General features: G+C 72.0%; 26 protein-coding genes. 13 read left to right on the top strand and 13 right to left on the bottom strand.

Annotated elements, in window-relative coordinates:
- A partial coding sequence (locus tag G567_RS0122170; RefSeq protein WP_028931694.1) for a 3,4-dihydroxy-2-butanone-4-phosphate synthase occupies positions 1–451 on the bottom strand: 451 nt, incomplete at its 3' end.
- Between the two features lie 139 nt (positions 452–590).
- On the opposite strand from G567_RS0122170, the gene G567_RS0122165 reads away from it, so the two are divergent.
- Positions 591–1,757, top strand: a complete 1,167-nt coding sequence (locus tag G567_RS0122165; RefSeq protein ID WP_028931693.1) for an acyl-CoA dehydrogenase family protein — start codon at positions 591–593, stop codon at positions 1,755–1,757.
- 195 nt (positions 1,758–1,952) lie between these two features.
- A complete protein-coding gene (locus G567_RS0122160) occupies positions 1,953–2,339 on the top strand; it encodes a VOC family protein (protein ID WP_028931692.1) in 387 nt (128 codons plus the stop codon).
- A gap of 22 nt (positions 2,340–2,361) precedes the next feature.
- Here G567_RS0122160 and G567_RS0122155 read toward each other — a convergent pair whose 3' ends face one another.
- Positions 2,362–3,810 (bottom strand): MFS transporter, encoded by a 1,449-nt coding sequence (locus tag G567_RS0122155; protein ID WP_245585751.1) that lies wholly within the window; start codon positions 3,808–3,810, stop codon positions 2,362–2,364.
- A gap of 129 nt (positions 3,811–3,939) precedes the next feature.
- Here G567_RS0122155 and G567_RS0122150 point away from each other — a divergent pair, with 129 nt between their 5' ends.
- Positions 3,940–4,350 carry a pyridoxamine 5'-phosphate oxidase family protein gene (locus G567_RS0122150; protein ID WP_028931690.1) on the top strand — a complete coding sequence of 137 codons (411 nt, stop codon included), beginning with the start codon at positions 3,940–3,942 and terminating at the stop codon, positions 4,348–4,350.
- Positions 4,351–4,427: 77 nt separating this feature from the next.
- A complete protein-coding gene (locus G567_RS0122145; protein WP_028931689.1) occupies positions 4,428–5,210 on the top strand; it encodes an E3 ubiquitin ligase family protein in 783 nt (260 codons plus the stop codon).
- A gap of 9 nt (positions 5,211–5,219) precedes the next feature.
- Here G567_RS0122145 and G567_RS34515 read toward each other — a convergent pair whose 3' ends face one another.
- Positions 5,220–5,384, bottom strand: coding sequence for a Clp protease/crotonase-like domain-containing protein (locus tag G567_RS34515; RefSeq protein ID WP_154667176.1), 165 nt, complete (start codon positions 5,382–5,384; stop codon positions 5,220–5,222).
- 249 nt (positions 5,385–5,633) lie between these two features.
- Between G567_RS34515 and G567_RS0122135 the strand changes: the two genes are divergently transcribed.
- Entirely contained in the window at positions 5,634–6,794 is a 1,161-nt protein-coding gene (locus tag G567_RS0122135) for a CaiB/BaiF CoA transferase family protein (protein WP_028931688.1), read from the top strand.
- 60 nt (positions 6,795–6,854) lie between these two features.
- Here the strand turns inward: G567_RS0122135 and G567_RS30580 are convergent, their stop codons facing one another.
- On the bottom strand, positions 6,855–8,279 hold the full coding sequence (locus tag G567_RS30580) for a S1C family serine protease (RefSeq protein WP_051233413.1): 1,425 nt from the start codon (positions 8,277–8,279) through the stop codon (positions 6,855–6,857).
- 132 nt (positions 8,280–8,411) lie between these two features.
- Between G567_RS30580 and G567_RS34510 the strand changes: the two genes are divergently transcribed.
- Positions 8,412–8,681, top strand: a complete 270-nt coding sequence (locus tag G567_RS34510) for a hypothetical protein (RefSeq protein WP_147201244.1) — start codon at positions 8,412–8,414, stop codon at positions 8,679–8,681.
- Here G567_RS34510 and G567_RS32425 read toward each other — a convergent pair.
- On the bottom strand, positions 8,669–8,884 hold the full coding sequence (locus G567_RS32425) for a hypothetical protein (protein WP_028931687.1): 216 nt from the start codon (positions 8,882–8,884) through the stop codon (positions 8,669–8,671). The two genes, G567_RS34510 and G567_RS32425, sit on opposite strands and share 13 nt — an antisense overlap.
- A 214-nt stretch (positions 8,885–9,098) precedes the next feature.
- On the opposite strand from G567_RS32425, the gene G567_RS0122105 reads away from it, so the two are divergent.
- Complete coding sequence (locus G567_RS0122105; RefSeq protein WP_028931686.1) at positions 9,099–9,374, top strand: hypothetical protein; 276 nt, start codon at positions 9,099–9,101, stop codon at positions 9,372–9,374.
- Positions 9,375–9,532: 158 nt separating this feature from the next.
- On the opposite strand, the gene G567_RS0122100 is transcribed toward G567_RS0122105, so the two are convergent.
- The 3 genes from G567_RS0122100 to trxA all read right to left on the bottom strand — a co-directional run bounded on the left by G567_RS0122100 (position 9,533) and on the right by trxA (position 12,194).
- Positions 9,533–10,582 (bottom strand): uroporphyrinogen decarboxylase/cobalamine-independent methonine synthase family protein, encoded by a 1,050-nt coding sequence (locus G567_RS0122100; RefSeq protein ID WP_028931685.1) that lies wholly within the window; start codon positions 10,580–10,582, stop codon positions 9,533–9,535.
- A 276-nt stretch (positions 10,583–10,858) separates the two neighbouring features.
- Complete coding sequence (locus G567_RS30570) at positions 10,859–11,365, bottom strand: phytanoyl-CoA dioxygenase family protein (RefSeq protein WP_245585752.1); 507 nt, start codon at positions 11,363–11,365, stop codon at positions 10,859–10,861.
- A 451-nt stretch (positions 11,366–11,816) separates the two neighbouring features.
- A complete protein-coding gene (gene trxA, locus G567_RS0122090; protein WP_028931684.1) occupies positions 11,817–12,194 on the bottom strand; it encodes a thioredoxin in 378 nt (125 codons plus the stop codon).
- Positions 12,195–12,326: 132 nt separating this feature from the next.
- On the opposite strand from trxA, the gene G567_RS30565 reads away from it, so the two are divergent.
- A complete protein-coding gene (locus G567_RS30565; protein WP_051233412.1) occupies positions 12,327–13,130 on the top strand; it encodes a YhgE/Pip domain-containing protein in 804 nt (267 codons plus the stop codon).
- Complete coding sequence (locus tag G567_RS34940) at positions 13,076–13,399, top strand: hypothetical protein (RefSeq protein WP_051233411.1); 324 nt, start codon at positions 13,076–13,078, stop codon at positions 13,397–13,399. Before G567_RS30565 ends, G567_RS34940 begins: the two co-directional genes overlap by 55 nt.
- A 64-nt stretch (positions 13,400–13,463) precedes the next feature.
- Here the strand turns inward: G567_RS34940 and G567_RS34505 are convergent, their stop codons facing one another.
- From G567_RS34505 to G567_RS30555, 4 genes are all read right to left on the bottom strand, one after another.
- Positions 13,464–13,631 (bottom strand): hypothetical protein, encoded by a 168-nt coding sequence (locus G567_RS34505; RefSeq protein ID WP_154667175.1) that lies wholly within the window; start codon positions 13,629–13,631, stop codon positions 13,464–13,466.
- 29 nt (positions 13,632–13,660) lie between these two features.
- Positions 13,661–14,566, bottom strand: coding sequence for an alpha/beta fold hydrolase (locus tag G567_RS30560; protein WP_051233410.1), 906 nt, complete (start codon positions 14,564–14,566; stop codon positions 13,661–13,663).
- An 89-nt stretch (positions 14,567–14,655) separates the two neighbouring features.
- Positions 14,656–14,967, bottom strand: coding sequence for an integration host factor, actinobacterial type (gene mihF / locus G567_RS0122070; protein WP_028931683.1), 312 nt, complete (start codon positions 14,965–14,967; stop codon positions 14,656–14,658).
- Between the two features lie 107 nt (positions 14,968–15,074).
- The gene (locus G567_RS30555) at positions 15,075–16,523 is read right to left on the bottom strand and encodes an LCP family protein (protein WP_161631742.1); all 1,449 of its coding nucleotides are present in this window, start codon (positions 16,521–16,523) and stop codon (positions 15,075–15,077) included.
- Positions 16,524–17,498: 975 nt separating this feature from the next.
- Between G567_RS30555 and larE the strand changes: the two genes are divergently transcribed.
- The 3 genes from larE to larC are packed head-to-tail and all read left to right on the top strand — an operon-like array spanning position 17,499 to position 20,163.
- Positions 17,499–18,335, top strand: coding sequence for an ATP-dependent sacrificial sulfur transferase LarE (gene larE / locus G567_RS0122060; protein ID WP_028931682.1), 837 nt, complete (start codon positions 17,499–17,501; stop codon positions 18,333–18,335).
- A complete protein-coding gene (gene larB, locus G567_RS0122055; RefSeq protein ID WP_028931681.1) occupies positions 18,332–19,000 on the top strand; it encodes a nickel pincer cofactor biosynthesis protein LarB in 669 nt (222 codons plus the stop codon). The genes larE and larB overlap by 4 nt, the downstream gene beginning before the upstream one ends.
- Complete coding sequence (gene larC, locus G567_RS30550; protein WP_051233408.1) at positions 18,997–20,163, top strand: nickel pincer cofactor biosynthesis protein LarC; 1,167 nt, start codon at positions 18,997–18,999, stop codon at positions 20,161–20,163. The genes larB and larC overlap by 4 nt, the downstream gene beginning before the upstream one ends.
- Here larC and G567_RS32415 read toward each other — a convergent pair.
- On the bottom strand, positions 20,125–20,523 hold the full coding sequence (locus tag G567_RS32415) for an OsmC family protein (RefSeq protein WP_147201242.1): 399 nt from the start codon (positions 20,521–20,523) through the stop codon (positions 20,125–20,127). The genes larC and G567_RS32415 overlap by 39 nt on opposite strands.
- A gap of 125 nt (positions 20,524–20,648) precedes the next feature.
- Between G567_RS32415 and G567_RS0122040 the strand changes: the two genes are divergently transcribed.
- A complete protein-coding gene (locus G567_RS0122040; protein WP_028931680.1) occupies positions 20,649–21,002 on the top strand; it encodes a hypothetical protein in 354 nt (117 codons plus the stop codon).
- Positions 21,003–21,010: the final 8 nt, after the last annotated feature.

Below are 21,010 nucleotides of genomic sequence, written 5' to 3'. Positions count from 1 at the left end.
CGCAGCGCCGGGAGCCGAACACGTCGCCGGTCAGGCATTCCGAATGCACCCGCACCAGCACCGGGGCGGCGGCCGGGTCGCCGGCCTGGTCGACCTGCCCGCGCACCAGCGCCACGTGCTCGGTGCCGGGGGCGGGGCCCTCGGGCAGGGTGCGGTAGGTGAGCGCGGTCCCCCGCGGGTCCTCGCCCTCGGCCACCATCGGCGGCAGACGCAGCGCCTCGGCGCGCTCGGCGGACAGCCCGACGCACACCACCCCGCTGGTGTGGCGGATCAGGAAGGCCATCGCCTCCGGGGTGACCTTCTCCGCGGCCATGATCAGGTCGCCCTCGTTCTCCCGGTCCTCGTCGGCCACGACCAGCACCATCCGTCCCCGCCGCAGCTCCGCCAGCGCCGCCTCCACCGCCGAAGCCGAGCGACCCATGCCGGCGCCGTTGCCATCACCCTGGTCCATGTGCCGACGGTAGGGACGATGCGCCTGCCTGAGGTGTCCGACTATTGAACACAGCGGCCCGCGATCCGCGGGTCAGAAGACCGTGTTGTGAGACCCAGGTCATACTCCCTGGGCGCAGGCCCCGGTCATCATCGGTGACGTGGACTTCGCACCCGACGAGGACGCCCAGGCGATCCGGGAGGGGGTCCGCGCGGCCTGCCGCGACTTCCCCGACGATTACTGGCGGGCCTGCGACGTCGAGCACCGGTTCCCGTGGGACTTCTACGCGGCGATGGCCGCGGGCGGGTGGATCGGCATCGCGATCCCTGAGCGCTACGGCGGCGGCGGGCGCGGCATCACCGAGGCCTCGATCGTGCTGGAAGAGGTCGCCGCCTCGGGGGCGGCGATGAACGGGTGCAGCGCGATCCACCTGTCGATCTTCGGGATGAACCCCGTCGTGAAGTACGGCAGCGACGCGATGCGCGAGGCCTATCTGCCGCGTGTCGCGTCCGGCGAGCTGCACGTCGCGTTCGGGGTGACCGAGCCCGACTCGGGCAGCGACACCACCGCGCTCACCACCCGCGCCCGGCGCGTCGGTGACCACTACCTCGTCCGCGGGCAGAAGGTGTGGACCTCCAAGGCGCAGGACTGCGAGAAGGTGTTGCTTCTGGTACGCACCACACCCCGAGAGGACTGTGCGAGGCGCACCGACGGGCTGACCCTGCTGCTGGCCGATCTGCAGCGTCCCGAGGTCGACATCAGGCCGATCCCCAAGGTCGGGCGAAACGCCGTCGCGTCCTGCGAGGTGCGCTACGACGATCTGCCGGTGCCGGTGGCCGACCGCGTCGGCGAGGAGGGCGAGGGGTTCCGCTACCTGCTCGACGGGCTCAACCCGGAACGGATCCTGATCGCCGCCGAGGCGCTCGGGATCGGACACGTCGCCGTCCGAAGGGCCGTGGCGTACGCCCGTGGCCGCGAGGTGTTCGGCCGGCCGATCGGCCAGCACCAGGGGATCGCGTTCCCGCTGGCCGAGGCGCATATGCGGCTGCGTGCCGCCGAGCTGGCGGTCCGGGAGGCATCCTGGCGCTACGACGCCGGGTTGCCCTGCGGAGAGCAGGCCAACACCGCGAAGTTCCTCGCGGCCGAGGCCGGCCACTTCGCCGCCGACCGGGCGATGCAGACCCACGGCGGTTTCGGCTACGCCCGGGAGTATGACGTCGATCGGTACTGGGTGGAGTCGCGGCTGATGAAGATCGCCCCGATCTCGCAGGAGATGGTGCTCAACCACATCGCCGAGCATGTGTTGGGGCTGCCCCGTTCCTATTGATGTCCCCCGGAGATGAACCTGCCCGGGACAAGGTCAACATCGGCCTCGCCGCCGCCAGTGATCGACGGTTGGGAGCCCACGACCGCGAACCACGCGGCTGCCCGCTCCCAACCGTCGATCATGACAGGCCTGGGCCCGCGCGGTCCGAGAACGGGAAACCGGGTCGGCGCGGAAGATCGACGTTAAGGTCAGATCGTGGAGATCCTGAGCAGCCGAGCCATCCTGCGCCCGGCCGATCCCCGGGCCTCCCTCGAGTTCTACCGAGACACCCTCGGACTCGCGATCTCCCGCGAGTTTCCCGGCGGGACCGTGTTCTTCCTCGGTGGCGGCTTTCTCGAGGTGTCCGGGCAGAGCGACGGCGAGGGAACCGGTGGGGCAGGCCTGCGGCTGTGGCTGCAGGTCCGCGATCTGACCGCGACCCACCGTGAGCTGGCCGGCAAGGGGGTGCGGGTGCTGCGCGAACCCCGCCGGGAGCCCTGGGGCCTCGACGAGATGTGGATCGCCGATCCGGACGGCACCCGCATCGTGATCGTCGAGGTGCCGGGCGACCACCCGATCCGCCGCGACGTCCGCGCGCACTGAGCGGGCAGCCGGTGTCTCGTGGTCAGCGCCGAGGGCCCAGACCGGCCTGCGCCACCGCGGCCTCGGGTGCGGTGCCCGCCGTCGTGGGCCCCGGGGTGAGCGCGGCGATCATCGTGGCGAGCGCCGCCGCGAGGGCCGCGGCGAGGAAGATCACCGTATAGGCGACCGGTGCGGGCTGGTCGATGCCGTCCACCGCAACGGTCAGCGCGGTGGCGACCGCGGCCACCCCGGCGCTGCACACCGAGGTCCCGAGCTGACGCATGAGCGTGTTGAGACTGTTCGCCGCGGCCGTCTCGCTCGACGGCACCGCACGCATGATGAGCAGCGGGAGGGCCGAGTAGGCCAGCGCCGCCCCGACTGCGATCACGGTCGTCGCCACGACGACCCAGGGCAGCGTCGGCGGCCGCAGCGCGAACCCGATGTTGCCCGCCGCCAGCACGCTCCCGCCGACCACCAGCGTGGTCCGCGGCCCTCGCCTGCTCGACAGTCGCGCCGACGCCGGAGAGAAGATCGTCATCGCCGCGCCCATCGGCAGCAGCATCACCCCGGCCATCACCAGCGAGAGCCCGAAGCCGTAGCCCGTGGCCGGGGCGGCCTGCAGGATCTGGGTGGTCATGATGAAGGAGGCGAAGATCGCAAAGCCGACCAGGACCGTGGCCAGATTCGTCCACAGCACCGCGGGCCGGGCGCTCACCCGGAGATCGACGAGTGGGCTCTCACGGCCCAGCTCGTGGCGTCCCCACAGCGGAAGAACCACCGCCGTGGCGACGAGCAGGCCGACGATCGTCGGGCTGGTCCAGCCCCACTCAGGGCCCTTGGAGATCGCCAGCAGCAGGCAGACCAGACCGAGCCCGAGGCCGATCGTCCCGGGCAGATCGAACCGTCCGCCGGGACGGTGCGGTGACTCGGGCACGATCCAGCGCACCAGCAGGTACTGCGCGACGCCGAGGACGGCCAGCGCCGCGAACAACCAGCGCCAGCTCATGGTCTGGGCCACTACACCGGCGAGCGGCAGCCCGATCGCACCGCCGATGCCGAGCGACGAGCTCATCAGGCCGACCCCGCTGCCGACCCGCCCCGCGGGCAGCTCGTCCCGCATGATGCTCAGCCCGAGCGCGATCACCCCGAACGAGGCCCCCTGCAACGCCCGCCCCACGAGCAGCACGAGCACGTTCGGGGCGGCCGCGCCCAGCGCCGAGCCCGCCGTGATCAGCCCGAGCGCGATCAGCAGGATCCGCCGCTTGCCGTACATGTCCCCGAGCCGGCCGAGCACCGGTGCGGACACCGCACCCGCGACCAGGGTGGCGGTCACCAGCCACGACACCGTCGCCGGCGTGGTGGACAGCAGCTGCGGGAAGCGCGGCAGCAACGGAATGACCAGGGTCTGCACCAGCGAGACCGCGATGCCGCAGGAGGCGAGCACCCCGATCACCACGGCAGGGTGGAAGCGCGGGTGGGCGGAATCGGCCACGGGCGGGATCTCCATTGGTGGGTGAACAGGCGTTCACTCGATGGCGGAGCATGTCTGTCACAACCGGGAGGGAAAAAGATACCATTGCAAACTACTCCGTGGTCGCGCTCGCCCAACACACTGGACCGCATGAGCAGACGCGGGCTGGACCCGGACCGGGTGTCGGCGGAGTTTCGGGAGTTCTGGGCCGAGCGCAGGACCGGGCTCCTCGTCACGCCGCGGCGCGACGGCACCCCGCACGTCGTCGCGGTCGGGGTGACGCTCGACGTCGAGGCCGGGATCGCGCGGGTGATCTGCAGCCGCGGTTCGCAAAAGGTGCGCAACGTGGTGGCCGGGGGATCCGTGGGCGTGCGGGCCGTGGTGTCGCAGGTGGACGGCCGCCGCTGGTCCAGCCTGGAGGGACGAGCCGTGGTCCGCGAGGATCCGGAATCGGTCGCCGAGGCCGAGCGCCGCTACGCGATGCGCTATCGGGTACCGCGGGTCAACCCGCAGCGCGTCGTCATCGAGATCGGCATAGACCGGCTGCTCGGGCTGGCCTGACCAGGACGGGAGCGGCCGAGCGCGCCGTAGGTTGACCGTATCGATCTGCCGGAGCCGGCGAAGAGGAGCGGACGGGCATGTGGTTCATCGGGATCGTCCTGGTGCTGGCGGGCGCGGGCTGTCTCTACGCCGCGGTCAGACAGCAGCGCATCGTGTACGCCATGATGGCGGCGGAGACGTTGTCCGTGCCCGAGCTCGAGCAGCTGCGGACGATCTCCGACGAGCTGGGCGCCCGCGGCGGTTTCCGGAAGCTGTGTGAGGTGGTCGGCGCGACCCACCCCGGTCCGCATGGGTTGCTGCGATCGGAGCTGACGGGCACCGAATGCGTCTGGCACAGCCACGAGGTGCAGCGGCGCTACAAGCACTACCAGCGCGACAGCGAGGGCCGCACGACGGTCAGCACCCGCACCGAAACGGTCGCCGAGCACACCTCCGAGGCCGGATTCGCGCTGCATCACGACGGCCGGACGATCGGCGTGGACCACGGCGGACGGCGCCCCGACGGCGCCGAGAAGGTGGCCGACCGGTTCGAGCGGTCCGGAACGGGCACCGAGAACGGCTGGCGGGGGACGCTCGGCGCGCGGGCGCGAAGCGGTCGGGATGAGACGATCGGCTACCAGTACACCGAGTGGGTGCTGCGTCCCGGCACGCAGATGTATGTGCTCGGCGAGGTGCACGACGTGACCGGCTCGCTGGTCATCGCGCCGCCCGCGGACCGTAAGCACCCGTTCGTGCTCTCGACGCGTTCCGAGGAGCAGCTGACCGCGAGCGGCCGTACCCGCCAGCGCCGGATGGCCTGGAGCGGGGCCGCGCTGATCGTGCTCGGCCTCGTTCTGGTCGTGGCCGGCCTGGTCGGCTGACCGGCGCCGTCACTCCCCCCGCCAGACGGGTGCGCGCTTCTCGGCGAAGGCGGTGGCGCCCTCCCGGGCGTCGGCCGGCGACATCACCGGGTTCATGATCGTCTGCTGCCGCTCCCAGCGTTCCGCCGCGGGCCGGTCCGGGGCGCTCGTGATGATCTTCTTGGTCGTCCGCACGGCCAGCGGGCCGTTCGCGCCGATCCGCCGGGCCAGCTCCAGCGCCCCGCGAGGGTCTTGCCGGGCTCGGTGAGCCGATTGCCCACGCGTGTCTCCCTCGGCTCGTGATACTCCGGTGTACCCCGGACCGCGACAGGCCGCTCCCGTGCAACGTATACCTACGATCGGAATCGAAGCGATAGCCGAACGGGGGAGCTGAACGTGCACGAGGGGCAGGGCCGAGACGGCGAGGCGACGGAGACGGGGGGTCTGCCCGGCGAGGAGCCCGCCGGTGGCCCGTTGGACGGGGTGCTCGTCGCCGATTTCTCCCGGGTGCTCGCCGGGCCGTACACGACGATGCTGCTGGCCGATCTGGGCGCAACGGTGATCAAGGTCGAGTCCCCGCAGGGCGACGACACCCGTACCTGGCGGCCGCCGACCCGGGACGGCGTGGCCACCTACTACCTGTCGATCAATCGGAACAAGCGGTCGGTCGCGCTGGATCTGGCCGACCCGGCCGACCAGGACGTCGCGCACCGGCTGTCCGCGCGCGCCGATGTGATGGTCGAGAACTTCAAGCCCGGCGGGCTGGTCCGATTCGGGTTGGACTACGACGCCGTGCGGGCGCGGAACCCGAGCGTCGTGTACTGCTCGATCAGCGGGTTCGGCAGCAAGGACGGCGCCCGCCTGCCCGGTTACGACCTGCTGGTGCAGGCCACCTCAGGGCTGATGAGCCTCACCGGTGACGCCGACGGCGAGCCCTACCGGTCCGGGGTGGCGGTGTTCGACGTGGTGACCGGGCTGCACGCCGCGATCGCGACGCTGGCCGCGCTGCGCCACCGGGAGCGGACCGGAGTGGGGCAGCGGGTCGAGACGAACCTGCTGTCCGCGGCGCTGTCCAGCCTGGTCAACCAGACCTCGGCGGTCGTCGCGGGCGGGGTGGTGCCGCACCGGATGGGTAACGAGCACCCGAGCGTGTTTCCCTACGAGCCGATGGCCACCGCCGATGGCGAGCTGATCGTCATCGCCGCCAACGACCGGCAGTTCCGCAGGCTGTGCGAGGCCGTCGGGGCCGCCGGCCTGCCCGACGATCCGCGGTTCGCCACGATGACCGAACGCATCGTCCACCGCGAGGAGATCCTCGGGGTGCTGGTGGAGAAGCTGGCGGCCCGCGGCGCCAAGGAGTGGTTCGACATCCTCACCGGCGTCGGAGTGCCCTGCGGTCCGATCAACACCGTCGCCGAGGGCGTCGCGCTCGCCGAGGACCTTGGCCTCGAACCGGTGGTGTACCCGAGCGATTCGGCCGCGGTGCCGACGGTGCGTAACCCGGTCGACTACTCGGTCACCCCACCGTCCTACCGGCGGTCCCCGCCGGGGCTGGGGGCGGACGGCGACGAGGTGCGCGCCTGGCTGCTCGCCGACGGACAATGACCGCGGACGGGGTATGGGCTGCCCCCAATGCGGCCCATACCCCGTCCCGCCGACCCCCGATCAGTTGTCCCCGAACGGGTTGGGCCCGCCGAACGGCGACCCACCCCTGAAGGACCCGCCACCGCTCGTCGTCGGCGCCTGGTCGGTCACGCTGCCGAGGGTGACCTCGACGATGCGGGTCGACCCGCCGCTGGTCACGGTCAGCGGGACCTGCTCGCCGGGCGCGTACGAACCGATGCGGGCGACGAGATCGGCGAAGTCCTTGACGTTCGTGTCGCCGACCTTCGTGACCACATCCTCCGCCTCGAGCCCGGCCGCGGCCGCCGGCGAGCCGTCCTGGACCTGGCCGATCGTCGCGCCGCCCACGGTGCTGGACGTCCGGACGGTCGGAGTGCTGCCCTGCACGCCCAGCACCGGCTTGGTGGCCTTGCCGGTGTCCAGGATCTCCTGGGACACCCGGCGGGCCTGGTCGACCGGGATGGCGAAGCCCAGCCCGATGCTGCCGGTGCTCCGGCTCGCCGTCGCGATCGCCGAGTTGACCCCGATGACCTGCCCGTCGAGGTTGACCAGCGGGCCGCCGGAGTTCCCCTGGTTGATCGGGGCGTCGGTCTGCAGACCGTTGTAGACGACGCCCGAGCCGTTCTGGCCCTGCACCGCCACCGTGCGGTTGAGCGCGCTGACGATACCGGTGGTGACCGTGCCGCTGAGGCCTTGCGGCGAACCGATCGCGACCACCTGCTGACCGACCTTGACGTCCTGGGAGCGGCCGAGGGTGGCCGGGGTGAGCCCGGAGACGCCGTTCATCTTGATCACCGCGAGGTCGTAGCTGGGTGAGGTGCCGACGACGGTCGCGGAGTGCTTGCTGCCGTCGGCGAGGGTCACCGTGATCGGCCCCTCGGCGCCGGCGACGACATGGTTGTTGGTGAGGACCGCGCCGTCGGCGGTGAGGATGACCCCGCTGCCCTCGCCGGTGCCCTGCGGCATCGTCACCACGATGTCGACCGTGCTCGGCAGGGCCTTGGCGGCCGCGGCCGCCACGGTCCCATCGGTTGTCGGGCTGGTCGTCCCGCTGGCCGGCGTGGCGCTCAGCACGACACCGCTGCCCCGGTCGTGGTCGAGGAGCGCGTACGCGCCGCCGAAGCCGGCGCCGCCGCCGACCAGGCCCGCGATGAGTGCGGCCGCGATGATGCCGACCATCGGCCTGCGCCTGCGCGGCGGGTCGGCGGGGAGAGTCGTGGTCTGCCGGCCGGGTTCGTTCCGGGCCGATCCCGGGAACCCGTAGGGCGGCTGAGGGGTACCCCAGGGCGCACCGTACGGGCCGGCGTCGTAGGGCTGTGACCCAGCCCAGCCGCCGGGCGGCTCGGCTGGCTTGTCCGCATCGTGCGCGGGGCCGCCGGTGGACGGCATCGAGGGCTGCCGGATACGGGGCTCGTCGGGCTCGCCCGTCCCGTCGGGCCGGCCCTGCCCCCGCTGCTCGTCGTTCATGTTTTCCACGATGAGCGCCCAAGCTGAGACGCCGCTGTGGAAAAGCTGGGAATTGGCGAGTTGCCTGCTCACCCGGCCTGTGAGTGCGTAACAGTGTTAGAACACTGTTACGCACTCACAGGGCTTGACGCTGTGTCCGAGCGGGCGGACGGCGGTGATCGGTTCGGCCAGCTCGAGGACCAGATTGGTCTGGGAGAACACCGCCACGGCGAGCCGGTCGTCCTCGGCCTTGATCGTGCCGCGCTCGTTGAGGTTGCGGCGGTGGTGCACTCCGGCGATCTGCGCGCGGGGAACGCGCAGATCGAAGAACGAGCCGTAGCGGATGCGCAGTTCGTCGGCGGAGACGACGTGGGGCCGGGTGACGCCGGCCGCGATGACCGCGAGCGCGATCAGGACCCGTAGGCGTCGATCACGAGAATCAGGATGCGCAGGGCCGTCGGTGCGGCGATCGCCCGCAGCAGAATCTCCACGGCCACCAGCTCCACGACCATTGCGAACAGGAACATCATCGTCATCGACGTCTGGGCGCGGGCGTACGACACGGCGGTGGCACCGGGCGGCACACCGTGGCGGCGCCCGATGATCCAGAGGACGAGGCTGACCATGCCCTTCAGCTCGAACCCATGATCCGGCGCACCGGTTCGGTCCGGCCCTCGGTTCGGTACATTCGCGACGCGGTCGCGGCCTCCAGGGCGAGCACCGCGACAGCAGTCGGAAGACCTCGGCCTGCGCGGCGGACAGCTCCTGCGACATCGCCGCCAGCCACTGACCGGTGTCGTCGAGGCTCGTGGCGATCATCGAAGCCAGCTCGTCGGGAATGTGCGCGGCGAGGTCACCGGCGAGCGCGGCGACGCGGGGATCGGTGGGGTCGGCGAGCTCGTCCAGCCGGGCGTGGAGGGCGTGTCCGCGGGCGAACGCCTCGGGCTCGGTGAAGGGGCGAAACAGCGCGGTGAATTCGGCCCGTGCGGCCGGAACGGCGCCGGTGTCGATCAGCACCAGCATCGCGCGGTCGAATTCGGCGAACGTCGAACCGCCGTCGGGCAGACCGCGCAGTACCGCCGCCATCCCGGGCGCCATCGTCGCGTGGGGATGTAGCTCCGCCTCCGCCGGCAGCGCCGCCAGCCGCTCCCGCCTGGCCCCGACCGCCTCCTGCTGCCTGATGTGCCTATAGTTCGGTAGCGAACGGGAGTAGCTCCCAACGTCGCGGTCGACATGCTGGCGGCTCCCGAGCCGCCCGGCCGCACGGCATCGGGTTACGACGCGTAGGCGGCGAGGATCTCCCGGTGCCGGTCGAGGAGCGCCGGGATCTCCTCCGGCTCGGCGCGGGCCATGCCGCATTCGGTGCAGATCCCCCATTCGCCGTCGGCCAGGTATTCGTCGACGAGCCGGACCTGCTCCTCGGTGGTGCCCGGCTCCTGCTCCCCGGGGTGGTAGGGAACCAGGGCGAAGAACAGTTCCGTCCCCTCGCGGCGGCGCAGCTCGCGCAGCGGCGCGAAGTAGGCCGGGTCCCGCTGGTACTGGGGGACGGTGAACGCGTACCAGCTGACCTGCCGACCGGCCGCCGCGTCCACCGAGTTGGCCATGCGCACCTGCAGGGCAAGGGATTCGGGCTCCGCGAAATGCCGGTGCTGGTAGTCGCCGTAGCACAGGTGCAGCCCGACCGGGACGTCGGACGGTACTCGGTCCACGCAGCGCGCCAGGCGCGCGATGATCTCGCCGAACTCCTGGCCCGGGGCCGTGACGAAGCCGCCCGCGAGAATCGCGAACTCCACGGCGACGTCCCACTGGACGGCGATCTCGTCGTGCGGCAGGGCCTCGAGCAGCCGGTCCAGGTCGGTGAACAGGGCCCGCTCGTAGGATGCCTCGACCCGGTTCTGGTCCTCCGGGACGAACCATGCGTTGATCGACGCGAGCGGGGTCGGGTACTGGACCTGGAAGCGCAGCCCTTCCGGGACGAGGCCTTCCTTCCGGAGCCGCTGGAAGGTCGCGTACGACTCCTGGTAGGCCTCGGCGTAGCCGAGGTTGGGCCAGTTCACCACAGCGGGGTCGACGCCCTCGGCCAGCCGGACCTTGGGCATCGCGTCGTAGCCCTCGGCGGGCTGGTCACCGGTTCCGGCATCCTCGATCCCCGGCGTCTGCCAGAACTTCTGGAGCTGGAAGAAGATCCACTGCTGGCGATCTCCGGTCTCGCCATCCGGTAGGGATCGCAGCCCGGCCGGTACCCGGGTAAGGATCTCGCGCATCACGGTCTCGGCGTCGCGAAGATTGACGCCGCCGTTCAGATGGACGGTGGTGGGCGGCATGGGCTCAGGGTGATCCCGTTCACAAGAAGTGACAACATCTCGATGGGGGATGCCCCGAATGGTCGTTCATAGGTCTATTCGTGTGAGAAGGCGACCGAGGTGTATAGCCATCTGTCGGTGTAGAGGGCTGAACGGAGTAGCTCCGTGCGGCCGCTTGGTGTTCCACGCCACGTGAACACGTTGCCCAACGCGTGCCCGACCCCGGCCGCCGAGCGCGGGTGGATCAGCACCGGTTCGCGGCGCGGTGCTCCTTCGACGACGTCGCGACCGTGGGCCTCACGCCATGTCCAGCCCGCGGCACACCGCGCGTTCGACGGGTGACGGGTCGGGGCGCTCCAGCTCGAGTTCGCCCACCGGCTCCAACGGCGGTTGGGCCATGAACTTCGGCTGGTGACCGCGGTGGCGCTGCGCCGCGTGCACCAGGAACGGGTGGTACAGGTACACATCGCCAGCCGCGCCGGTAGCCGTGGCGACGGGCCGGTTCGCCGTGGCCGGAACCGCCCGCCTGGCGAACTCGAAGAACTCGACGCTGTCGTCGCCTGAGGGCGCGAGCAGCGGCGGGATGTCGAGGTGGGAGCCGGCCCGGATGCGGGTCGGGGCGTCGTGCGGGCCGATGTCGGAGAACAGGAACAGCATGAGGAGGGCTCGGCCGCGGGAACGCAGGTTGAGCCGGTAGCCGGCGCCGTCGGGGAAGCTGCCCTCGACGTGCCAGCCATCGTCGCCCGGATCGTCGGGATGTGGGACCGGATCGGGAAGGTGCCGAGTCCGACGCGAGGCAGCCAGCGACCGGCGCCGACGAGTTGGTCGCAGGCGGCGTGCAGCCGCGGGTGTTCGCGGCGACGCGGAACGGCTCGTCGGCGACCGAGCGCGGGAAGGCGTCGGCGAGGTGCACGAAGCCTTCCTCGACGAACTGCTCCACCTGCGCGGATGTCAAACCTGCCACGCGAGCACCGTGCCTCGTCCGTGCGTGGGCTGTCCAAGGAATTGAGCGTGCCCGGCGAATGAGGGGCTCGATCGGGGAGCGCCGATCCAGGCGGATGCCTCGTTCTCGGCGGGCCGGGGGTGGCCTGCCGACAACGACGTACCGCGATGCGCGGCTGCGGACCGGCCCCGCGCGGCGGTGCCGCGCGAGGCGACACCTCGTTGTGTTACCCGACGGCGCCCGGGGATGTGCCCAGCGCGCTGCCGGGTCAGCAGTTGAGAACCGAGCCCGGGGCGATCTTGCGTGGTCCGGTCAGGCTCCGGGCTGCTGCGCCTGCTGTTCGTTGACCTTGCGGCGCACCTCGTCCATGTCGACGGCACGTACCTGCTCGATGAGGTCCTCGAGCGCGGGGGCGGGCAGTGCGCCAGGCTGCGAGTAGAGCACGACGCCGTCGCGCACGGCCATCAGCGTCGGGATCGACGAGATACCGAAGGCCTGGGCCAGGGCCGTCTCGGCCTCGGTGTCGACCTTGCCGAACGTGATGTCGGTGTGCTGCTCCGAGGCCTGCTCGAACACGGGCGCGAACTGGCGGCACGGGCCGCACCATCCCGCCCAGAAGTCGACGAACACCGTTCCGTCGGCTCCGACGACGTCGTTGAAGTTCTCCGTGGTCAGCTCGACCGTGGCCATGAGGCCACCTCCTTCTCGCGTGGGTACCTCCCTCCCAACAGTCCGTCCGCGCGATCTCTTCCATGAAATTCAACATGCGTTGACCGGGGTGGTCGGTGGGCCTATATTCAACGCTCGTTGAGGAAGAGAGGGGTGATCGAGGTGAGGGCACGGATCGCGCCCGTCCGATGGCGTATCGGGCTCGCGACGGGACTGGTCGGTGCATTGGTGGCCGTTGTGCTCGGCCTGCTGACCTTCGGGGTGCAGACCACCGTGGCGCCGCGCGGCGTACCGCTGGCCTTGGTGATACCGAGGGGAGACGCCGGGGCGGCGCTGGCGCCGATGGCCCAGCAGATCGGGACGCAGGGCGGCGACGCAGTGGAATGGCACGTCGTCGATGCGGTCACGGCCACCGAGCTGCTCGACGACGCCGAGGTCTACGGGATTCTGGAGATCGCGCCCACGAGCGAGGGCCTCGCGATCACGACGACGACCTCTGGGGCGGTCAACCCCTCGGGAACCCAGGTCGCCGAGCAGATGCTGGGCCGCGCCGGCGGGGCGATCGCGCAGGCCATCACCCAGCGGACGGGTGTCGCACCCGCCATCACCGCGACCACGGTGCATCCCGCTCCACCGGCCGCGCGGGCGCTGCCGCTGGTGGCCACCGCGTTGCTGTGGATCGGCGGACTGGCGGCCAACGCGGTGCTGCTGCTCAGGTTCGCGCGCGCCGGTCGAGGCTTGCCGGTCGGCGCGGCCATGGTCGGTGCCGCGACGATCGCCGTCGCCGGTCCCGCGGTCATTCTCGGCTTCGAGGCGCTGTGGGGTCTGGGGATCGACTGGACCTGGGGGCGCTGGGCTTCCTCGCCCTCGTCGCGGGCGGGTTCGGGCTCCTGCAGGCGGCGGTGCTGCGGCTGGCCGGGCTCCCGGGTATCGGCCTGCTTGCGCTGCTGTACCTGACCGCGCCCGCGGTGGTGGGCCAGGTGCCCGAGCTGCTGCACCCCTGCTACCGGGTGCTGCTGTGGTCGTGGACGCCGTTCCGGTTCGCCGCCGATGCATTGCGCAGCCTGCTGTTCTCCGCGGGCATGGCGCCCGCGGTGGCCGTCGGCGTCTGGGTCTTCGCGGGTCTCGCGGCGGCCGGGCTTGTGGTGCTGGCGTGGCCGTCGTGGCGCCGGGCCGACGGCGCGGCGGCCCTCGCCGACAACCAGGCGCCCGCACCGGTCGGCTAAAGCCGCAGGTCGCGCGCCCCTGTGAGTGTGTAACAGTGTTAGAACACTGTTACACACTCACAGGTCAGTATTCGTCGTCCGGGTAGACCCTGCCCTGTTCGGCGACGTCGGCCGGATCGGCCTCCAACGGCACCGAGCCCAGCTCCCCCTCATCGGCCGGTTCGTCCTCGGCGTCCGGTTCCACCGCCTGCTGCTGCTCGAGCACGTCCTCGTCTGGATCCTCGATGCCCATGACTGGCAGATAGCCCGATGGACGCGCCGTTACACGCGTTCGTCGGCGGAGCTCACGACGTGCTCGCCGCCGCGCGCGGCATGGGAGAGGATCGCCGCCGCCACCGGCTCCACGACGGTCGCGTTGAGCGCGTGGCCCATCCCGGGCACCCGCACCATCCGGGCGCCGCCGATCGCCCTGGCCAGATGACCGGAGTGCGGAGGCGGATTCACCGGGTCCTCCGGTGCCTCGATGACGAGCGTCGGCACATCGACCGTGGCGAGCTCGGCGCCGCGGTCGAGCCCACCGGGGTCGGCGTGGGCATGCGCCGATGGGCTGTCGTACCAGCCGGTGTGCTCGATGATCCGCTCCTCCAGCGCCCGGAACTCGGCGGGGTCGAACGGGGTGCCGGTGCCGTTGAGCAGCCGCCAGTGCTCGACCCGCCAGTCGATCTCCCGCTCGGCGTCGCGCGGGTCGTCCATCTCCTGCCACAGCCGCAGCAGGGCCGGATCGGGCCCGGGCAGGTCGGGAGCGGCGCCGGCGAGGCCGGCGTCGAGCGCGGACGTGCACAGCAAGGTGGCGGTCAGCAGCCGGTCGGGGTGGTCGAGCAGGAGCAGCTGAACGAGGATCCCGCCCATCGACATGCCGACGACGTGCGCGCGCTCGACGTCGAACGCGTCGAGGACGGCGATGGCGTCCTCGGCGAGGTCGGCCACGGAGTAGGGGTGCCGGTCGAAAGCCCACGCGGAGCGGCCGGTGTCGCGATGGTCGTAACGGATCACCGGGTGCTGTTCGGCCAGCCTCGAGACCAGCGCGTCGGGCCAGGCCAGCCCGGAGGCGTTGGCCCCCATGATCAGTAGCACCGGGTCGGGTGCGACGGCGTCCGCGGCGATCTCCGGGCCGATCTGTTCGGCCCACAGCCGGATCCCGGGCGTGACATCGACGAAGCGTTCCACCGGTACAGGGTGCCAACCGGCGTCGACGGCCCGCGCACCGGCACCGCAGGCGCCCGGCCCGCGAGATTCCCGCGGGCCGGGCGTGCGCGTCACTTCAGGGCGTTGAGCAGCGCCTCGCGCTGCCGTTCGCCCAGTCCCGCCGCGCGGCGGGAGGCGTCGATTCCGGTCTGCTCCAGCAGCGCGTTCACCTTCGCGGGGCCGTAGCCCGGGAGGCTCTTGAGCAGGTCGGCGACCTTCGTCTTGCCGACGATCGCGTCCGACTTTGCGCGGCTGAGCACCTCGGGGATGGTCTGGTCTCCGCGGGCGATCGCGTCGCGCAACTCCTTCCGCGCCGTACGGGCGGCCGCGGCCTTCTTGAGCGCCTCCTGGCGCTGTTCGGGAGTCAGCGTGGGCAGTGCCATCGTTCGTGCTCCTCTCTTCAGCGCTCACCCCATGCGGGTGGGTCCGCCGTCATCTTCACCCGCATAGCCTGGCAGAACCGCCTCGCCGCGCATCGAGACCCCTGCTCTCAGGGAGTGTCGGGGGCGCAGGAATCGGCGACCGGAACGGGACCGGCCGACGACGGTTGCGCGGGTGCCGAGGTCTGCGGAGCCAGGGGCGCCGATCGACCCGGGGTGTGGCCGGCCTTCGCCGACGTCGTCGGTGCCGAGGTGGCCAGCGGTCTGCCCTCGATCGCGGCGTTGACCACCGCGCGCATGTACTCGACGTCGGGTCTGGCGGTGTCGAACCGGCCGTCGGGCTCGTTCGGGTCCGACAGGCTCGGGTCGAACGCGACGCTCTGCAGGTTGATCTGGGCGTCGCCGGCCAGCGAGACCAGCTTGGGCAGCACGGCCTGCGGGATGTTGGTACGGATGTTCCGGGTGGCCGCCGCGGCGACGTCCTGGAAGTTCGTCAGCAGGTCGGCGGGGCTCTTCTGGTCGAGCACGGCCTGCAGCAGGCAGCGCTGCCGCCCCATCCGGTCGTAGTCGTCGGAGTTCCGCCGGGAACGGGCGAACCACAGCGCGGTCTCGCCGTCGAGTTCCTGGACCCCGGGCTGGATGTAGCCGTCGGGTTTGACGTGTCTGCCGTCGGGCAGCACCCCGCCGATGGGGAGCGGGGTGGGCCCGACGTTGATGGTCACGCCGCCGACCGCGTCGATGATCGCGGCGAAGCCGGCCATATCGACCTCGAGGTAGTAGTCCAGCGGCAGCCCGAGCATGTACGACACCGTCGAGCTCAGCAGGTTGATCCCGGGGTCGTCGGTGGGGACGGCGGGTGCCACGTCCGGGTTCGCGTGCGCGTAGGCGTAGACCGCGTTGAGCAGGTAGTCACCCGACAGCGGGGCGCGCGCGTCGTGGAAGCCCCGGGGGAACTCCTCGGCCATCGCCGACCCCGGCGGGAACTGGGCGCGCTGGATGTTGCGGGGCAGGCTGAACAGGATCGTCTTCGCGGTTCTGGTGTCGATGCTTGCGACCATCATCGTGTCGGTCCGGGTGCCTGCGCGGTCCGGTCCGGCGTCGCTGCCCAGCAGCAGGATGTTGAGCCGCGGTTTGTTGAGCGCCTCGGCCGCGGACGTGCCGCCCCGGCCGGGGAACAACGCGTTGAGCAGGTTGCGCTGGGAGTTCGCCACATTGGCGGCGAACGCGAACGGCGCCGCGACGATCAGGCACAGCAGGGCGACGACCGCGGTCCCGAGCACCTTGCGGCCGATGGTCAGGCGTGCCGGCCGGGCCAGCAGCCAAGTCCGGATGATCACCGCGATCCAGGCGAGCGCCACCGCGAGGCTGACCAGCACGACGGTGGCGAGGATCTTCGTCGAGAGCACCGTCTCCAACAGCCGCGCGCGGCCCATCGTCAGCCCCGTGACCACCAGTGCCGCGATGGCGAGCAGGAACGTACCGAGGATCAGGCCGCCGGTGCGGTAGCGACGCAGCAGCAGGTGGCCGGAGCCGGGTGCCACCGTGGCCGCTGCCGTCATGCCCAAGGCGGCACCGAGGCCGCGACGCCGCGGTGCCCGTCCACCCGTGGCAGGACGTTCCCGCCGCGCGGGAGGTGGCGGGACGCTGTGCGTCGGCCGGTCCGCGGGCGGGTCGCTCGTGATGGGTTCCGCGGCGGCGGTCTGTTCAGCCAGCTCGTCCCTCGGCCGGTGGGGCTTGGACCGCTCCCGCGCGACCGGCTGCGTGGGCTCCGCGTCGTCGTCTCGGCGGCCGGGGCCGGGCCGCGCGGGGTCGGGGCGTTGCCCGCGCGGCGGCGGCGCGGCGCGCGGGGGAGCCGTTGGCCGCCGGCCCAGGGCGCGGAGGTCGACGGTCTCCGCCAGCGGGTCGGCATCGCCGCGCCCGGCGGCGCGGTCCGCGGGGGGCGGGTTGCGGCCGGCTCCCGGATCGGCGCCGCGCCTGGCACCCCGCCGCGCGGGCCCGGGTCCGCGCGGGGGACCGTCCCCGTCGGCCAAGGACCGCGGCATCGTGGTCCGTCCGGCCGGGGGCGGCAGTCCGCGCGTCCCGGCGCCACGCCCGGTGGGCTGCTCCCGCTGCGGGCGCAGCGCGCGCTCGGGACGGACGGGGCGCGACTCCTCGCGTTCGGCACGCCGAGGCCAGGGCGGCGGGGTGGTGCGCGGAGGGAGGGGCGGCGGGGAGGCGAACATACGGGGGCGACGGTCCGGGTTTCGTGGGCTCTCGACGTCCACCGTGGTCACCCCCTGTCCTGTCCTGCACGCTACTCGGATGGCCGAGCAGGGACTCCCCAAACAAAGCCATGGCGTGGCCCGGCGACGAGATCGGCGGGAGCCTACTGGGAGTGACGGCAGCGGCTGCGGCTACCCGGGCGCGGGTGTCGACGGCACAGCGTCCTGGTCGTCGCGCTCGGTGGATGGTCGACTCCGACGGTGCCGCTCCGTGGGATGGATGACTCGGCGAGAACCCCGGGCGATATACGGTCGAGGGCAGGAGGTGACCGGATGGCTGACGCCGCCGACCCCAATGCATTGCTCGAAGCCCTGCGCGACCGGCTGCGCCGCGAGCGCAGGCTCTTGGTGGCCTTCTCCGGCGGGGCCGACTCCGCGCTGCTGGCCGTCGTCGCATCCGAGCAACTGGGCGTGGCCGCGGTCGCGGTGACCGCGGTGTCGCCGAGCCTGCCACAGACCGAGCGGCGGGCGGCGCGCGAGTTCGCCAGGACCCACGGGATCGCCCACGTCGAGGTGGCCACCGACGAGTTCGACCGCTCGGCCTACGTCGCCAATTCCGGTGACCGCTGCTTTCACTGCAAGAGTGCCCTGTTCGACGCGCTGGAACCGCTGGCCGAGCTGGCCGGCGCGGCGATCGCACTGGGTACGAACACCGACGACCTCGGTGATCACCGCCCCGGCCAGCACGCCGCGGCGGTGCGCGGCGTGATCGCCCCGATGGTCGACGTCGGGCTGACCAAGGCGGACGTCCGCGCGCTCAGCGCCCGGCTCGGCCTGGTCACCGCGGCGAAACCCGCCGCCGCCTGCCTGTCCTCCCGGGTCGCCTACGGCGACCCGGTCACCCCGGAGGTGCTTGTCCGCATCGAGGCGGCCGAGGCCGCGGTGCACACCATGGGGTTCCCCGTCTGCCGGGTGCGGGCGCACGCGCACGGGACGGTCGCGCGCCTGGAACTGCCCGCCGACGAGCTGCCGCGCGCCACCGAGCTGCGGGGCGACCTCGACCGGGCGATCCGCGGCGCCGGGTTCGAGTTCTGCGCGCTGGACCTCGAAGGCTTCCGCACCGGCCGGATGAACGTGCTGCTCGGGTTGCCGACCGTGGCCGGGACGTGAGCAACCAGGGTTTCGACGATCTCGGCTACGCGCGCCCCGACACCGATCGGGAGGCGCGACAGGGTCTGCCCGAAGTCGTCTACGGCCCCGGCAAGACGGTGGCCCAGATCGCCGGGGTGGTCACCAGCCTGCTGCAGGCCAACACCGGCCCGGTGCTGGCCACCCGGATCGAGCCCGAGGACGCCCGCGCGGCGCTCGCGGCGGTGCCCGACGGGGACTACGACGCGCCCGGCCGGCTACTGGTGTGGCGGCGCGCGGCACCGCGCGGCTACCGGCTCGCCGTGGTCTCCGCCGGCACCTCGGACGGACCGGTCGCCGCCGAGGCGGCCGCCGTCGCCGAGGCCGTGGGGTTGACCGTGCACCGGTTCACCGACGTGGGGGTGGCCGGGCTGCACCGGCTCCTCGCGGTCCGCGACGATCTGGTCACCGCGGACGCCGTGGTCTGCATCGCGGGCATGGAAGGCGCGCTGCCCAGCGTGGTGGGCGGCCTCGTCGGCTGCCCGGTGATCGCCGTGCCCACCTCGGTGGGTTACGGCGCGAACCTGCAGGGCGTCACGGCCCTGCTGGCCATGCTGTCCTCGTGTGCGGCGGGGATCACCGTGGTCAACATCGACTCCGGGTTCGCCGCCGCGATGGCCGCGCATCGGATCGCGAGCAGACGATGATCCTCTGGCTTGACCCGTTCAGCGGGATCTCGGGGGACATGCTGCTGGGTGCGCTGCTCGACCTCGGCGCCCCCATCGACGACGTGCGCGCCGCCGTCGCCGGTACCGGGCTGACCGGTTGGGAGCTCACCGCCGAGCCTGTCCGGCGCGGGGCGTTGCGGGCCATTCACGCCCGGGTCACGACGCACGACACCACCACCGAACGATCCGCCGCCGCGCTGCTGGAGCTGGCCGGACGGGCGCGCCCGGCACCGGTCGCCGACCTGGCGGTACGGGCGGTGCGGGCCATCGCCGAGGTGGAGGCGCGGCTGCACGACGTGCCCGTCGACCGGGTGCACCTGCACGAGATCGGCGGCGTCGACACCATCGTCGACATCGTCGGGGTCGCCGCCGCGCTGCATCTGCTCGCCGTCGACGCCGTGCACTGCGGGCCGCTGGCGCTCGGCAGCGGGACCGTGCAGACCCGGCACGGGACCCTGCCGCTGCCCGCCCCGGCGAGCGCGGCGCTGCTCACCGCGGCCCGCGCGCCGGTGACGTCGGCCGGGATCGCGGGCGAGACCGTCACCCCCACCGGAATCGCGCTCCTGCTCGCCGCGGGCGCCCAGTTCGGACCGATACCGGCGATGACGTTGCAGGCCAGCGGTTACGGCGCCGGAACGCGCGACGAGCCGAACCGGCCCAACGTGCTGCCCGCGCTGCTCGGCGAGACCGCGGCGAGCGCGTCGTTGATGGTCCTGATCGAGACCAACGTGGACGATGTCACCGGCGAGGTCCTCGGGCATCTGCTCGAACAGCTGCTCGACGCCGGCGCGGCCGACGCCTGGATCACGCCGATCGGGATGAAGAAGTCCCGGCCCGCGCATACCGTGCACGTCCTCGCCGCGCCCGAGCGCGCCGCGGACTGCGAGCGGATGGTGCTGCGCGAGACCGGCAGCCTCGGCCTGCGCCGCAGCCGGGTCGAGCGGCCCGCGCTGCCGCGCCGGACCACGACCGTGGACGTGGACGGGCATCCGGTGCGGGTCAAACACGGTCCGTGGGGCGCCAAGCCCGAGCACGACGACGTCGCCGCGGCGGCCGCCGCGCTCGGGCTCCCGCTGCGGGCCGTCACCCTGCGGGTGTTGCGGTCACTCCTCGACGACGATGTCGATCTTCGGGGGATCTGAGAGGGTCCGGGTCACGTAGCACACCCGCTTCGCGGATTCGATCAGCCTGGTCAGCTGGACGTCCCGCGGCGCGCGGATGCGCACGGCGATCCGGAAGGCGTCGAAGCGCGGCCCGTCGTAGTGCCCGGTGACGTCGACGGAAAGATCCTCGAGCTCGATGCCACGCTTGCCCGCGGTGTAGGCCAGCGCGATCGTGAAGCAGGACGCGATCGAGGCCAGTAGCAGCTCGGTGGGCTGCGGCCCGGTGCCGCTACCGCCCGGCACGGAGGCAGGCTCGTCGGAGACGATCTCGAAGCCGCCTGCGTCGACGAGGACGCGCAGCCCCCCGTCCCATCGCGCCTGCACGGTGCGCTCACTCATCTCGGGCTCACTCAGGTCCACAGATCCTCCTCGAACTGCTGCAACACTCGTGCAACGGGCCGGTGCATCGTGTGCAGTGTCACAAACTGTCACAAGCGTTCGGACCGAAGCACCTGGAGCTGTCGATGACCGTCGCACACGCACCGAGTCGGCTGACCACCTGCCGGGGTGAGTGCCGGGCGGCTGCACGCTATCCCGAGCACCACGATCTTCTGCTGTCCGTCGACACCGACATCGATGCACTGCTCGCCCTGATCGAGCTGGCCGTGACCTGGCACGAGTTGGACTACAGCGACTGTCCGGTGGTCGGCCCGGCCGACTGGGCGGGCTTCGCGGCGGCCCACGGCTGGACCTTCCCCGAGCGGGCCGAGCGTGCGTTCAGCCTGGCGCTCGACATCGTGGGGCGCCGGCTGGTGGGGCCGCCGCCGGAGCCGGCCGGGCCCGGGCTGGCGACCGTCATCGACCTGGTCCGCGGCTGAGCCGTGGC

Origin of the sequence: Pseudonocardia asaccharolytica DSM 44247 = NBRC 16224 (assembly GCF_000423625.1) — a bacterium.
In the GTDB taxonomy this organism is placed as follows: domain Bacteria; phylum Actinomycetota; class Actinomycetes; order Mycobacteriales; family Pseudonocardiaceae; genus Pseudonocardia; species Pseudonocardia asaccharolytica.
Note: the sequence above shows the minus strand (reverse complement) of the source record. Positions and strands in the feature narration are given on the sequence as shown.